Annotated in this window: 15 protein-coding genes; 8 read left to right on the forward strand and 7 right to left on the reverse strand. The window is 71.6% G+C overall.

Annotated elements, in window-relative coordinates; all coding sequences use genetic code 11:
- Position 1: 1 nt before the first annotated feature.
- The 6 genes from OG584_RS18690 to OG584_RS18715 all read right to left on the reverse strand — a co-directional run bounded on the left by OG584_RS18690 (position 2) and on the right by OG584_RS18715 (position 5803).
- Positions 2–1405, reverse strand: a complete 1404-nt coding sequence (locus tag OG584_RS18690) for a sensor histidine kinase (RefSeq protein WP_405784137.1) — start codon at positions 1403–1405, stop codon at positions 2–4.
- A gap of 56 nt (positions 1406–1461) precedes the next feature.
- The gene (locus tag OG584_RS18695) at positions 1462–2193 is read right to left on the reverse strand and encodes a response regulator transcription factor (RefSeq protein ID WP_405779269.1); all 732 of its coding nucleotides are present in this window, start codon (positions 2191–2193) and stop codon (positions 1462–1464) included.
- A 52-nt stretch (positions 2194–2245) separates the two neighbouring features.
- Entirely contained in the window at positions 2246–2557 is a 312-nt protein-coding gene (locus tag OG584_RS18700; protein WP_405779270.1) for a hypothetical protein, read from the reverse strand.
- A gap of 133 nt (positions 2558–2690) precedes the next feature.
- Complete coding sequence (locus OG584_RS18705) at positions 2691–3785, reverse strand: S1C family serine protease (RefSeq protein WP_405779272.1); 1095 nt, start codon at positions 3783–3785, stop codon at positions 2691–2693.
- A 167-nt stretch (positions 3786–3952) separates the two neighbouring features.
- Positions 3953–4975, reverse strand: coding sequence for a LacI family DNA-binding transcriptional regulator (locus OG584_RS18710; protein WP_405779274.1), 1023 nt, complete (start codon positions 4973–4975; stop codon positions 3953–3955).
- Between the two features lie 36 nt (positions 4976–5011).
- Entirely contained in the window at positions 5012–5803 is a 792-nt protein-coding gene (locus tag OG584_RS18715) for a winged-helix domain-containing protein (RefSeq protein WP_405779276.1), read from the reverse strand.
- Between the two features lie 271 nt (positions 5804–6074).
- Here OG584_RS18715 and OG584_RS18720 point away from each other — a divergent pair, with 271 nt between their 5' ends.
- From OG584_RS18720 to OG584_RS18755, 8 genes are all read left to right on the forward strand, one after another.
- Positions 6075–6932: an alpha/beta hydrolase gene (locus tag OG584_RS18720; protein WP_405779277.1), complete on the forward strand. Its 858-nt coding sequence runs from the start codon at positions 6075–6077 to the stop codon at positions 6930–6932.
- A 179-nt stretch (positions 6933–7111) separates the two neighbouring features.
- Positions 7112–7366, forward strand: coding sequence for a MoaD/ThiS family protein (locus tag OG584_RS18725; protein WP_405779279.1), 255 nt, complete (start codon positions 7112–7114; stop codon positions 7364–7366).
- An 8-nt stretch (positions 7367–7374) separates the two neighbouring features.
- Complete coding sequence (locus OG584_RS18730; protein WP_405779280.1) at positions 7375–9024, forward strand: hypothetical protein; 1650 nt, start codon at positions 7375–7377, stop codon at positions 9022–9024.
- A gap of 72 nt (positions 9025–9096) precedes the next feature.
- Positions 9097–9786: a DUF2993 domain-containing protein gene (locus OG584_RS18735; protein WP_405779282.1), complete on the forward strand. Its 690-nt coding sequence runs from the start codon at positions 9097–9099 to the stop codon at positions 9784–9786.
- Between the two features lie 163 nt (positions 9787–9949).
- Positions 9950–10030 carry an Ms5788A family Cys-rich leader peptide gene (locus tag OG584_RS18740; RefSeq protein WP_356828304.1) on the forward strand — a complete coding sequence of 27 codons (81 nt, stop codon included), beginning with the start codon at positions 9950–9952 and terminating at the stop codon, positions 10028–10030.
- Positions 10031–10216: 186 nt separating this feature from the next.
- Complete coding sequence (locus tag OG584_RS18745) at positions 10217–11056, forward strand: sulfurtransferase (RefSeq protein WP_405779283.1); 840 nt, start codon at positions 10217–10219, stop codon at positions 11054–11056.
- A gap of 42 nt (positions 11057–11098) precedes the next feature.
- Positions 11099–11386 carry a DUF1416 domain-containing protein gene (locus OG584_RS18750; protein WP_164259678.1) on the forward strand — a complete coding sequence of 96 codons (288 nt, stop codon included), beginning with the start codon at positions 11099–11101 and terminating at the stop codon, positions 11384–11386.
- Positions 11387–11600: 214 nt separating this feature from the next.
- Positions 11601–11954 carry a DUF3099 domain-containing protein gene (locus tag OG584_RS18755; RefSeq protein ID WP_405779285.1) on the forward strand — a complete coding sequence of 118 codons (354 nt, stop codon included), beginning with the start codon at positions 11601–11603 and terminating at the stop codon, positions 11952–11954.
- Between the two features lie 19 nt (positions 11955–11973).
- Here OG584_RS18755 and OG584_RS18760 read toward each other — a convergent pair whose 3' ends face one another.
- Positions 11974–12339 (reverse strand): DsrE family protein, encoded by a 366-nt coding sequence (locus OG584_RS18760; protein WP_405779286.1) that lies wholly within the window; start codon positions 12337–12339, stop codon positions 11974–11976.
- Between the last annotated feature and the right edge of the window lie 91 nt (positions 12340–12430).

Consider the following 12430-nt stretch of genomic DNA (forward strand, 5'->3'; position numbering starts at 1 on the left):
CTCACGCCTCGTGCGAGGGGGGCGAATCCGGTGGTGGCGTCGCGGCGCCCGGGATCCGGATGACGGCCTCCGTGCCACCGCCCGGTGCGGGGGTGAGCGCGATGTCGCCGCCGGACTGCTGCACCGTACGGGCGACGATGGACAGGCCGAGCCCCGAGCCGGGGAGCGAGCGGGCCGACGAGGAGCGCCAGAAGCGCTCGAAGACGTGGGGGAGGTCGTCCGCCGGGATGCCCGGCCCGTGGTCCCGTACCGTGAGGCGGCCTCCCCGCAGGGCGACTTCGACGGCTCCGGCGGGCGGGCTGAACTTCACCGCGTTGTCCAGGACGTTGATCACGGCCCGCTCCAGGGCGGCCGGCTCCGCCTGTACGTACCAGGGCCGGAGGTCGGCGGTGAAGGTCAGCTCCGGGCCCCGCAGCCGTGCCCGGCCGAGTGCGGCCGCCGCGATGTCGTGCAGGGCGACGACGCCCAGGGACTCCGCCGGATGGGTGGCCTCGGACCGCGACAGCTCCTGCAGGTCACCGATGAGCGCCGCCAGTTCGGTCATCTGCGCCTTGACCGACGCCATCAGCGCCCTGCGGTCGTCGGGCGGGATGGGGCGGCCGGTCTCCTCGCTGCGGGCGAGCAGCTCGACGTTGGTGCGGAGCGAGGTGAGCGGAGTGCGCAGCTCGTGCCCGGCGTCCGCGATCAGCTGCGCCTGACGGTCGCGGGAGTCGCCCAGCGCCGCGGTCATCGAGTTGAAGGACCGGGAGAGCCGGGCGATCTCGTCCTCGCCCTCCACGGGGATACGGACGGTGAGGTCCTCCGTACGGGCCACGTGCTCGACGGCCTCGGTGAGTTCGTCGACGGGCTTGAGACCGGCCCGTGCGATCCACAGCCCCGCCGCGCCCGCTCCGAGTACCCCGGCACCCGACACCCCCAGGAGGAGCAGGGCCAGTTCGTTGAGGGTCTTCTGGGTGTCCGCCAGCGGATACGCGACCATCTGCACGATGTCCGGGTAGGGGGTGCCCGGGTCCAGGAGCACGTGCGCCGTCACGACCCGTACGGCGCGACCCCGGGAGTCCGTGCCGTCCCGGTACTTGTCGAACCTGCCGGACCTGGACTTCGCCAGGGCCCGGTCGGCGGCGGTGACCTTGATGGTGCCGGCGCCGCTGCGTACACAGGTGGTGCCGTCCGACTGGACGAGCTGCGCGTAGTACGGGGACGTCTGCTCGCCGAAGTTGCCGGGCATCTCCGGTGCGCGGCAGTCGCTCAGGTTGTTGCGCAGCGTGGTGGGGCTGACGGTCTGGTTGAAGATCTGTCCGGAGAGCTTCGAGTCGATCTCCTCGTACAGTTTTCCCTGCACCAGGAACCAGCAGATGACCGAGACCACGGCCACCGCGAACGCCACCGCCGCCGCTGTCAGCATCGCGAGCCGGGAGCGCAGCGGAAGCCGCCGGAACCAGCCCACGGGCTGGGGGAGTCTCACTCGGCGCTCCCGGTCCGGAGCGCGTATCCCACACCCCGCACCGTGTGCACGAGGCGCGGCTCGCCGCCCGCCTCCGTCTTGCGGCGGAGGTACATCACGTACACGTCCAGCGAGTTGGACGACGGTTCGAAGTCGAAGCCCCACACCGCCTTGAGGATCTGCTCGCGGGTGAGTACCTGGCGCGGGTGCGCCAGGAACATCTCAAGGAGCGTGAACTCGGTGCGGGTCAGCTCCACCCGCCGCTCCCCGCGCACCACATCGCGCGTGGACAGGTCCATGCGCAGGTCGGAGAAGGCCAGCACGTTGTCGTCGGGGACCTCGCCCGTCGCGGCGGCGTACGAGCTGCGCCGCAGCAGCGCGCGGATACGGGCGAACAGCTCGTCCAGCTCGAACGGCTTGACCAGGTAGTCGTCGGCGCCCGCGTCTAGACCGGTCACCCGGTCCCCGACCGTGTCACGGGCGGTGAGCATCAGGATCGGGACGGTCGACCCCGAGGCGCGCAGCCTGCGGGCCGCGGTCAGCCCGTCCATGCGGGGCATCTGGATGTCGAGGACGACGAGGTCCGGCTCGTACGGGCCCGCCTTGGTCAGCGCGTCCAGACCGTCCACGGCGACCTCCGTCCCGTACCCCTCGAAGGCGAGACTGCGCTGCAGGGCCTCGCGCACGGCGGGCTCGTCGTCGACGATCAGGATGCGTTGCTGGTCGCGGCCGTCTTCGGCGGGGCTCATCGGTTGGCTGTCCTCGTTCGCTGGGGCGCGGGCGGTCGTTGGCGGGCTCTCCTCAGCCTCGCACGGCCGACCGGCGACGGCGTGCGGCACGCCCCTCGGAGCGGGCCGGTGCCGGGGCGGGGGCGCGGACCTCGGGAGCCCGTGCCGCCGTCCGCCCGGTGCCCTCGGCCTGCGTGGTGTGCCCGCTCCGGCGGGTGTCTTCTGCCGGGACTGTCCGCTCGGCCAGGTCGGCCTGCGACTGGGCCAGTGCGAGGGGGAGCCCGAGGCCGGCGGGGTCCGCCCAGGAGACCGCGGTGAGCAGGGCGTGCCTGGCCCGGTTGACGGTGACGGTGATGGTGGCGGAGCCATGCGGGGATGCGGTCACGGGGTCCTCCCGGGTGATGCCGGCGCGCTACGGCGCCGACTGGTGGTGCCAGTTGGTGCGAGGTGCGGCTGGTCCGTGTCCGCGACGCCGCGCGCCCGCCCTCCGGGCGACGAAGCGACTTCGCGGACGCGGCCTAGTTGCTGTTGCTGCCGCCCGCGCGCAGGTTCGCGAGGTCGGCCTTGACCGTGTTGATCGGGATGGCGAAGCCGAGGCCCACGCTGCCGGCGTCGCTGGAGCTGTCGCTGCTCTGCGAACTGTCCGAGTACATGGCCGAGTTGATACCGATGATCTCGCCGTTCATATTGATCAGCGCACCACCGGAGTTGCCGGGGTTGAGTGAGGCGTCGGTCTGGAGCGCCTTGTACGTGGTGGTGGAGTCGCCGGTCTTGCCGTTGAACTGCCGGCCACCGAACTGGAACGGCCAGTTCTCCGAGCCGCCGCCCTGCTGCCCCTGGCCTTCGCCCTGCCCCTGATCCTGGCCTTCGCCCTGGCTCTGCCCCTGATCCTGGCTCTGGCCGTCTTCCTTGGCGACGGTGACGTCCCGGTCGAGCGCCGAGATGATGCCGCTGGTGACGGTGCCGGTGAGGCCTTCGGGGGAGCCGATCGCCACGACCTGGTCGCCGACGGCGACGCCGGACGAGTCGCCGAGCGAGGCGGGCTTGAGACCGGACGCGCCGTCCACCTTGATGAGCGCGAGGTCCTTGTCCGGGTCGGTGCCGACCACCTTCGCCGTGTACGTCTTGCCGTTGCTCAGCGAGACCTTGACCGAGTCGGCACCGGAGACCACGTGGTTGTTGGTGACGATCTCGCCGGCGGCGGTGACGATCACGCCTGCGCCGGTGGACTGACCCGCCGTCGAGGTCGCCTTGACCTCCACGATGCTCGGCGAGACGGCCTGGGCGACACCCGAGACCGTGCCCTTGCTGGACTGCGAGACGGTGGTGCCGGTGACGGTGCCCGCCGGGCCGGCGCTGTTGCCGCCGTTGTCCATCAAGGTCTCGGCGAGCGCCGCCGAACCGCCGCCCACGACCGCGGCGATGATGGCGACAGCCGCGAGCAGGGCGACCGGGCGCCTCGCGCGCTGGGACTTGCCGTGGTCCGCCGGGGCGGCCGGAGGCGGCGGCGGCCAGGCCGCTGACGGCTGGTGTGCGGGGGGCGGCGGGTAGGACCGGGCCGCGTACGCATCGTCCTGCTGCGGGTTGGGGTACTGCTCCGGGTTCTCGGTCATGTCTCATAGCCTTGCCACGCACCATGAGAGTTCCCTGAGTGCCCGCTGAGAAGCCGGACAGAACCCCGTATGCCCGATATAAAGCCCGGCGGCGATCCCCGACGGCCCGTCGTGCGGGCGGGGTTGGCCGGCCCCGCCCGCACGACGGGGTGAGCGCGGTGGGGGAGTCAGCCGCAGCCGCAGGAGCGGCGCACGACGAGCGCCGACGGGAACTGCTTCAGCCGCTCCCGCCGTGACCCCGCGACCCGCAGCGCGTCGTCCAGTACGAGATCGACGGCGGAGCGCGCCATCGCGGGACGGTCGGAGTACACCGTCGTCAGCGGCGGATCGGTGAGCGCCGCTTCCTTGACGTCGTCGAACCCGGCGACCGCCAGCTCGGTGGGCACGTCGATCCGCAGCTCGCGCGCGGCCCGCAGCACACCGATCGCCTGGTCGTCCGTGGAGCAGAAGATCGCCGGGGGCCGGTCCGGGCCCGCGAGCAGCTTCAGCGCCACCTGGTAGGCGTCGTAGCGGTTGTAGGGCGCCTGGAAGAGCCGGCCGTCGATGGAGCGTCCGGACTCCTGCATGGCCCGCCGCCAGCCCTCGACGTGGTCGGCCACCGGGTCGCCGACCGCCGGGGTCGACTCGACGCCGCCGAGGCAGGCCACGTACGCGTAGCCGTGTTCGAGCAGGTGCCGGGTGGCGAGCTGGGCGCCGCCGATGTCGTCCGTGACGACAGCGACGTCGTCGATGGCCTCGGGCCGCTCGTGCAGCAGCACCACCCGCGCGTCCCACGCCTCTATCTCGGCCGCGGCGCGCTCGCTCATGCCCTGGCTGACCAGGATCAGCCCGGAGACCCGCATCCCGAGGAAGGCCCGCAGGTAGTGGACCTCGCGCTCGTCGACGTAGTCGGAGTTGCCGACGAGCACCATCTTTCCGCGCTCCGCCGCGGCCTGTTCGACCGCGTGCGCCATCTCCGCGAAGAAGGGCTGCCGGGCGTCCGGAACGATCATCCCTATGAGGTCGGTGCGCCGCGACGCCATGGCCTGGGCCACCCGGTCGGGCCGGTACCCCAGCTCCTTGATCGCGTTGACTACCCGCTCGCGCGTGGCCGGGGCGACCGGCCTCGGTCCGTTGTTGATGACGTAGCTGACGACCGCGGTCGAAGTCCCCGCAAGTCGCGCCACATCGTCCCGCGTCACCTTGGCCACGCGCGGCAGTCTACGCGGATGGAACTGCTGTTGGACCTACCGTTCTGCGGGCCGGACAGCGGCCTCCCGGGAGGCCCCGGCGCCCTCCGTCCGGGTCAGTGCCTCGGCGGCCCGTCCGACGGCCTGGGCCTGGGCCTCCTCGGCCGCGCGCTCGACCTTCTCCGGGGTGACGAAGCGGTAGCCGACGTTGCGTACGGTGCCGATCAGCGACTCGTGTTCGGGGCCGAGCTTGGCGCGCAGCCGCCGTACGTGGACATCGACCGTGCGGGTACCGCCGAAGTAGTCGTATCCCCACACCTCCTGCAGCAGCTGGGCGCGGGTGAAGACCCGGCCCGGGTGCTGCGCGAGGTACTTGATCAGCTCGAACTCCTTGAAGGTCAGGTCCAGGACCCGGCCCTTGAGCTTCGCGCTGTACGTCGCCTCGTCGACCGAGAGGTCGCCGATGCGGATCTCCGTCGGGGAGTCGTCGGACGTGATCTGCTGGCGGCCGGTCGCGAGCCGCAGCCGTGCCTCGACCTCGGCAGGACCCGCCGTGTCGAGCAGGACGTCGTCGACGCCCCAGTCGGCGGTGACGGCCGCCAGGCCGCCTTCGGTGACGACGAGGACCAGCGGACAGCCGGGTCCTGTGGAGTGGAGCAGCTGGCAGAGGCTGCGGACCTGGGGCAGGTCGCGGCGCCCGTCCACGAGGATCACATCGGCACCCGGGGTGTCGATGAGAGCCGGGCCTTCGGCGGGAGCGACCCGCACACTGTGCAGCAGAAGTCCGAGGGCGGGTAGCACCTCCGTCGACGGCTGGAGGGCATTGGTCAGGAGCAGCAGAGAACTCATCGCGCTCCACCTGCCGTGGTCGTCATACGGTCGTGCATATATCGCTCGCCCATTACGTCGGTTCCTCCTCGGTCCCTGCGACGGGGGCCCCTCCCACGCCGTTCAGGCAGTGGGGGCGTATGTGGCACTGCTTTTTTCTGCTTTTTTTCTCCGCATACCCCGCGCCCGGGGTCTGCTGCACGTCCGCCGCGTTTCGTATACAACGCGCCGAAAGCACAAAAGGACCTGGGGGCAACTTTGCCCAGGTCCTCATCCCGCAAGAATAGCCCACATGAGTTCTGCGCCAGAAGACCGCTTCCGGATGTCCGGTGTTCCCTTGGTCACTGCGGGCGACCTGAGGGTGGTGCTCCGTACCGCTGACGGGGTGCCCGTCGAGGCGCTGTACGAGCCGTGCGCGGCAGGTCCGGGCGACACGGCGATCGTTGTGGCGCACGGGTTCACCGGGTCGGTCGACCGGCCCGCGGTGCGGCGCGCCGCCGGGGTCTTCGCTCGGCACGCGGCCGTGGTGACGTTCTCGTTCCGGGGGCACGGACGGTCGGGCGGCCGGTCGACGGTGGGCGACAAGGAGGTGCTCGATCTGGCGGCGGCGGTCGAGTGGGCCCGCGGCCTCGGGCACCGCCGGGTGGTGACGGTCGGCTTCTCGATGGGCGGCTCGGTGGTGCTGCGGCACGCGGCGCTCTACGGGGCGGGGGGTCCGAAGGGCCGCTCGGCGGGCGGGGAGCGGCCGGACGCGCATACCGACGCGGTGGCATCGGTGAGCGCTCCCGCGCGCTGGTACTACCGGGGGACGGCGCCGATGCGGCGGCTCCACTGGGTGGTCACGCGCCCGCTGGGGAGGCTGGTGGGCCGCTTCGGTCTCCGTACCCGCATCCACACGCAGGACTGGGATCCGGTTCCGCTGTCGCCGGTGGACGCGGTGCCGCTGATCGCCCCCACCCCGCTGCTGATCGTGCACGGGGACAGTGACCCCTATTTCCCGCTTGACCACCCACGGATGCTGGCGCAGGCGGCGACCGGTGCGGCGGGGCCGGGGGCCGCGGAGCTCTGGGTGGAGGCGGGAATGGGACATGCCGAGAACGCGGCCGGGGACGAGTTGCTGGAGCGGGTGGGGGAGTGGCTGATGCGGTAGCGGGGCGAGTCCGGCGGGACCGGTTGCCCCGCGCCGGGGCTCTTCGGGGGCGCTGCCCGCGGGTCCGGTTCCCCGATCGCCGTGGGGGCTTGATCCGGCCTCCGGCGGGCGGGGGGAGCGGTCGTGGCCCCGCACCCGGCATCATGGAGCCGCGCGACGCAAACCAATGAGGAGTACCCATGCCCGCGGGAACCATCCGCTACTGGGCTGCTGCCAAGGCCGCCGCAGGCACAGCCGAGGAGCCGTACACCGCCGCCACGCTCGCCGAGGCTCTCGACGGGGCGCGCGAGCGGCACCCCGGTGAGCTGGCGCAGGTGCTGCGCCGATGCTCGTTCCTCGTCGACGGTGACCCCGTCGGGACCCGCGGCCATGAGACGGTACGGCTTGCCGAGGGCGGCACGGTCGAGGTGCTCCCGCCGTTCGCAGGAGGGTGACCCCCCACATGAGTGATCAGCCGTATCCGTACGGGCAGCAGCAGCCCCCGCACCCGCAGGACCCGCAGTCCTACCGGGACCCGCAGGCGCAGGCGCGCCAGGACCCGGACCCGAACGGGTACCGGGATCCGCAGGGGTACCAGGGGGCGTACGCGCAGGACCCGCACGCTCAGGGCGCGTACCCCCAGGACCCGCAGGCTCAGGACCCGCACGCTCACGATCCGTTCACGCAGACCTGGGACGGGCAGACCTGGGACACCCAGTACCAGCCGGTCCAGCAGGGGTACACCGCCCCGCCGCAGCCCCAGCACCCGCAGCCCCAGCACCCGCAGGCCCCGTACTCCCCGCAGGCCCCGTACGGGCAGCAGGCCCCGTACTCGCCGCAGGCCCCGTACGGGCAGCAGCAGCAGACCGGGACCGGGCAGCCCTCGTACCAGCAGGCGCCTCAGGGCCCGTACGCCGATGGGCAGTCGTCGTACCAGCACATCCCCCAGGGCTCCCAAGCACACCAGGGGCACCAAGGCCCCCACGCCCACCAAGGCCCCCAGAGCCAGCCGGGCCACCAGGCCCCGCAGCCCCACCAGGCCCAACAGCCCCACCAAGGCCCCCAGGCCCCCCAGGTCCCCCAGGGCCAGGCGTTCCAGCAGCAGCCGTACGCCGCTCAGCAGGCCCCCCAGGACCCGCCCGCAGCTCAGGGCCCGCAGCCCCCACAGGCACCGCAGCACCCGCAGGCGCCGGATTCCGCCTACCTCCCGCCGCAGTCGCTCCCCCTGCCGCCCGAGACACCCTCCCCCGCGCCGTACGCCGCGCAGCCCGAGCCCGCCGTCGCGGAGGCGCCCGCGCCCGCGGTCGCCGCGGACGGTCCCGCGTACAGCGCCCCCACCACCATCGGTAACGCGCGGATCACCGACGCCCAGCGGGCCCGAGCCGAGGGCCGGTCGCCGATCATCGCTCCGGGGATGCAGCCCGCGGCGCTGACTGCCGGGCTCGGGATCCTGCTCGCGGCCACCGCGTTCGGCGGGCGGTATGCCCTGGTCGTGCCGCTCCTCGTGCTCCAGGCCGTGACCGCCGCCGGCTGGTTCAGGCTCAACGGCATGTGGCCCGCCCGGCAGGGCATCGCGCTCGCCTTCCTCGGCGGGGTCGTCGCGGACATCTCACTGCTCGTCGCGGGCGCGGGCCACGGGCCCGCGGCCATCATCGGCACGCTCGGTGTCTGGGTACTGCTCACGCTCGTGCTCCAGCTGCGCAGCCACGCGCCCGCCGACGAGCGGATGGCCGGGCTGATGGCCACCATCGCCTCCTCCGCGCTCACCATCGTCGCGACGGGAATGCTCGCGGCGTCGGCGGACGCGGTGACCGTCGGCTGTACGGCCGTCGCGGTCGCCGCCGTGGTCCGTGCGCTCCCGTTGCCCGGCCCCGCCGGGATCGTCGCCGCGCTGGTCGCGGCGGCCGCGGCGGGCGCCCTCGCGGGCGCTGCGACCGGACTCGGAATGCAGGGCGCGCTGCTCGGGTTCGCGGCCGGCGGCTGCGCCCTGATCGGGCTGCGCGTCGCGAGTTACGACTACCCGTCCCGGTTCGTCCACATGACGGCCGGAGTGGCCCTGCCCCTCTCCGCCGCCGCACCCGCGATCTACCTGATCGGCCGGATCATCGGCTGAACGGGCGGTTAGGCTCGCCCCCGTGCCACCGGCACAGCGGGGACTCGGGTACGAGCAGGGGGACGACCGGACATGCGAGCACTACGGACATTGCTCATCGTTGTCGTGGTGCTGGGCGGACTCTTCGTCCTCGCGGACCGGATCGCGGTGTACTTCGCGGACAACAAGGCGGCCGACCGAATACGCAGCAGCGAGGGTCTCTCCTCCTCCCCCGACGTCGACATCAAGGGCTTCCCGTTCCTGACCCAGGTCCTCGACAAGAAGCTCGGCCGTGTCGACGTCACGCTCAAGGGCGTCGAGGCGAACGCGTCGGGCCAGAAGGTGCGGATCACCGAAGTGCGGGCCGAACTCCACGACGTCACGGTCTCCAGCAGCTTCAGCAGCGCCGTGGCCGCGCGCGCCAGCGGCAGCGCGCACATCTCGTACGAGGACCTCACCAGGGCGTCGGGCTCCGGTGCCAAGGTCGCCTATGCGGGGAACGGCAAGGTCAAGGTCACCGGCTCGGTCGACGTCCTCGGGCGCACGCTCTCGCGCAGCGTGACATCGACGGTGACCATGGTGGGTACGAACCGGATCAAGGTGCACGCCGACACGGTGCCGGGTGAGGGCATCCCCGGCCTGGAGGGCCTGGTCCGGCACAAGACGGACTTCGAGAGCGCGGTCGGCGGGCTGCCCGCGGGCCTGAAGCTCAGCGAGGTGCGGGCCACACCGGACGGCGTTGACATCGGTGTCACGGGAACGAACGTCTCACTGGCCGGATAGTGAGACGGGGGCGTCCGGTCCGCAGATGGTGGGCAGTACGGAACCGTGGAAACTTCGGGCCGCGTGCGTTCCGCTCAAGCTGCGTCCCATATCGCGGACGATCGCGTCTCAGCCAGCGATACGACGGTGACATCCCCGCCCGTACTTCCCTACGATCGACCGTATGAAGCAGCAGGCGGATCTCACGAAGCGGCGGGCAGTGGACCTGTGCCGTGTCGCCGCCATGCTCTGTCGCGCCTTCTGAGCGGGAGCTCCGACTCCCGTATCCCCCGGGCCCTTCGACCGTTTGTCAGGGCCATCCTCCGCGGTGCCGGACGCGCTTTCTCCCGGTCTCCGTGGATCCGTACGCCGACACCATCCGCACCATCCGCCGCACTTCCCCAGGCTCCGCAGGAGCAGGGGATTCCCCATCCCCCGGAGGAGATTCCGCATGAGCCGCAGCGATGTCCTGGTAGACGCCGACTGGGTCGAGGCCCACATCGAGGACCCGCAGGTCGCCATCGTCGAGGTGGACGAGGACACCTCGGCGTACGAGAAGAACCACATCCGCAACGCCATCCGGATCGACTGGACCAAGGACCTCCAGGACCCGGTCCGCCGTGACTTCATCGACCAGGCCGGCTTCGAGAAGCTGCTGTCGGAGAAGGGCATCGGCAACGACACGACCGTCGTGCTCTACGGCGGCAACAACAACTGGTTCGCCTCGTACGCCTTCTGGTACTTCAAGCTCTACGGCCACAGCGACGTCCGGCTGCTCGACGGTGGCCGCAAGAAGTGGGAGCTCGACTCCCGCGACCTGGTCGACGCCGTGCCGTCCCGCCCGGCCACCTCGTACAAGGCCAAGCCGCAGGACGAGTCGATCCGCGCCTACCGCGACGACGTGGTGGCCGCGATCAACAGCAAGAACCTGGTCGACGTCCGGTCGCCCGACGAGTTCAGCGGCAAGCTCCTCGCCCCGGCGCACCTGCCGCAGGAGCAGTCGCAGCGCCCCGGCCACGTGCCGAGCGCCCGCAACATCCCGTGGTCGAAGAACGCCAACGACGACGGCACCTTCAAGTCGGACGACGAGCTCAAGGCCCTCTACGAGGACGAGCAGGTCGACCTGGCGAAGGACACCATCGCGTACTGCCGCATCGGTGAGCGCTCCGCGCTGACCTGGTTCGTCCTGCACGAGCTGCTCGGCCAGGAGAACGTCAAGAACTACGACGGCTCGTGGACCGAGTACGGCTCCCTCGTGGGTGTGCCGATCGAGCTCGGCGCCAACAAGTAGTACCGACCTTCACCAACCTCTCAGGCCCCTCAGGAGAACAGCATGTGCGGAGCGAAGGCCGGCGGCCCGGACGCCTCGACGATCAAGCCCGGTGAGACCACGATCCAGGGCAGCGTGACCCGTGACGGCGAGCCCGTCACCGGTTATGTGCGGCTCCTCGACTCGACCGGGGAGTTCACCGCCGAGGTTCCGACCTCGGCGACCGGACAGTTCCGCTTCTACGCGGCCGAGGGCACGTGGACGCTGCGCGCCCTCGTCCCCGGTGGCACGGCGGACCGTACGGTCGTCGCGCAGACCGGCGGCCTCGCGGAGATCGCGATCGCTGTCTGACGGAGTACGTGCACGTCCCGTGCACCGGCCGGAGGGCCGCACCCCAGGGGGTTGGACGCCACTTGGAAAGGGTGCGGCCCTCCGTGCCGTCCGGGTCCGGGCCGCCGGGGCGCCGGCCCGGCGCGCGGACCCCGGACCCCGGGCGGACGTGTACCGGCAGGAGGCGGGCCGCACGGCCCCGGCGGACAGGGCCGATCGGTCTTACGCTGGAGGCATGTACTCGCGACGTCGGCGCGGCTATTTCCTGTTGATGGGCGGCTGCCTGCTGCTCTTCGTCTCCGCCTGGGCCTTCGTACGTCTCTGGTCGGTTCCGGCGGCCATCGGTATGTGTTTCGTGGCGATGGTGATCCCGCCGGTCGCCGCGATCGTGGGCAACCGGCGCGGCCCCGAGGACCGCTGGTGGGACGAGCCGCCGCCCGAGCGCTCGTCCGCGGACACCCGCACGGACAAGCACCCGGGCAGGAACACCGGGAAGCGCACCGAGAAGCACACGGACCTGCCGCCGTCGGGAGACCGCACGTCCGACGAGTGGTGGGACGAGCTGGACGGGAAGAAACGCCGCCGGTAGCCGGTATCGCCCGCCGGTGTCAGTAGACGAGCGCCTGGACGCCGTCCCCCATCGCCTCCTGGACGAAGAGCTGGGCACCCGCGATCCGTACGCCCTCCAGCACGTCCTGCTCCGTGATGTCGCGGCGGGCGGCGCACTGCGTGCAGACGGTGATCTGTCCGCCCGCCCGGATCGAGTCGATCAGATCGGGCAGCGGCGCCGCGTGCGGCAGTTCGAACTCGGCGGCCCGCCCCGGCAGGGCGAACCACGACGATTCACCGGTGAGCCAGAGCGACACCTCGACCCCGCTGGCCACCGCGACCGCGGCCACGGTGAAGGCCTGGGAGCACCGCTCGGGTGCGTCGGAACCCGCGGTCACCTTGATCACTAGCTTCTTCTGCGCCATGGCCGAACTGTAATCGGCGGCCGTACAACCCCCGCCCGCCGCGGAGAGTCAGTTGGATGCGCAGATACGGAATCTGTGCCTCTGGTCTCGT

Origin of the sequence: Streptomyces sp. NBC_00859 (assembly GCF_045161865.1) — a bacterium.
Taxonomy (GTDB): Bacteria; Actinomycetota; Actinomycetes; order Streptomycetales; family Streptomycetaceae; genus Streptomyces.

Bases quoted from the DNA above. Each gene is read 5' to 3' on its own strand.
- OG584_RS18690 (WP_405784137.1), bottom strand. From the start codon at position 1,405: ATGCTGACAGCGGCGGCGGTGGCGTTCGCGGTGGCCGTGGTCTCGGTC.
- OG584_RS18695 (WP_405779269.1), bottom strand. From the start codon at position 2,193: ATGAGCCCCGCCGAAGACGGCCGCGACCAGCAACGCATCCTGATCGTC.
- OG584_RS18705 (WP_405779272.1), bottom strand. From the start codon at position 3,785: ATGACCGAGAACCCGGAGCAGTACCCCAACCCGCAGCAGGACGATGCG.
- OG584_RS18715 (WP_405779276.1), bottom strand. From the start codon at position 5,803: ATGAGTTCTCTGCTGCTCCTGACCAATGCCCTCCAGCCGTCGACGGAG.
- OG584_RS18720 (WP_405779277.1), top strand. From the start codon at position 6,075: ATGAGTTCTGCGCCAGAAGACCGCTTCCGGATGTCCGGTGTTCCCTTG.
- OG584_RS18725 (WP_405779279.1), top strand. From the start codon at position 7,112: ATGCCCGCGGGAACCATCCGCTACTGGGCTGCTGCCAAGGCCGCCGCA.
- OG584_RS18730 (WP_405779280.1), top strand. From the start codon at position 7,375: ATGAGTGATCAGCCGTATCCGTACGGGCAGCAGCAGCCCCCGCACCCG.
- OG584_RS18735 (WP_405779282.1), top strand. From the start codon at position 9,097: ATGCGAGCACTACGGACATTGCTCATCGTTGTCGTGGTGCTGGGCGGA.
- OG584_RS18740 (WP_356828304.1), top strand. From the start codon at position 9,950: ATGAAGCAGCAGGCGGATCTCACGAAGCGGCGGGCAGTGGACCTGTGC.
- OG584_RS18745 (WP_405779283.1), top strand. From the start codon at position 10,217: ATGAGCCGCAGCGATGTCCTGGTAGACGCCGACTGGGTCGAGGCCCAC.
- OG584_RS18750 (WP_164259678.1), top strand. From the start codon at position 11,099: ATGTGCGGAGCGAAGGCCGGCGGCCCGGACGCCTCGACGATCAAGCCC.
- OG584_RS18755 (WP_405779285.1), top strand. From the start codon at position 11,601: ATGTACTCGCGACGTCGGCGCGGCTATTTCCTGTTGATGGGCGGCTGC.
- OG584_RS18760 (WP_405779286.1), bottom strand. From the start codon at position 12,339: ATGGCGCAGAAGAAGCTAGTGATCAAGGTGACCGCGGGTTCCGACGCA.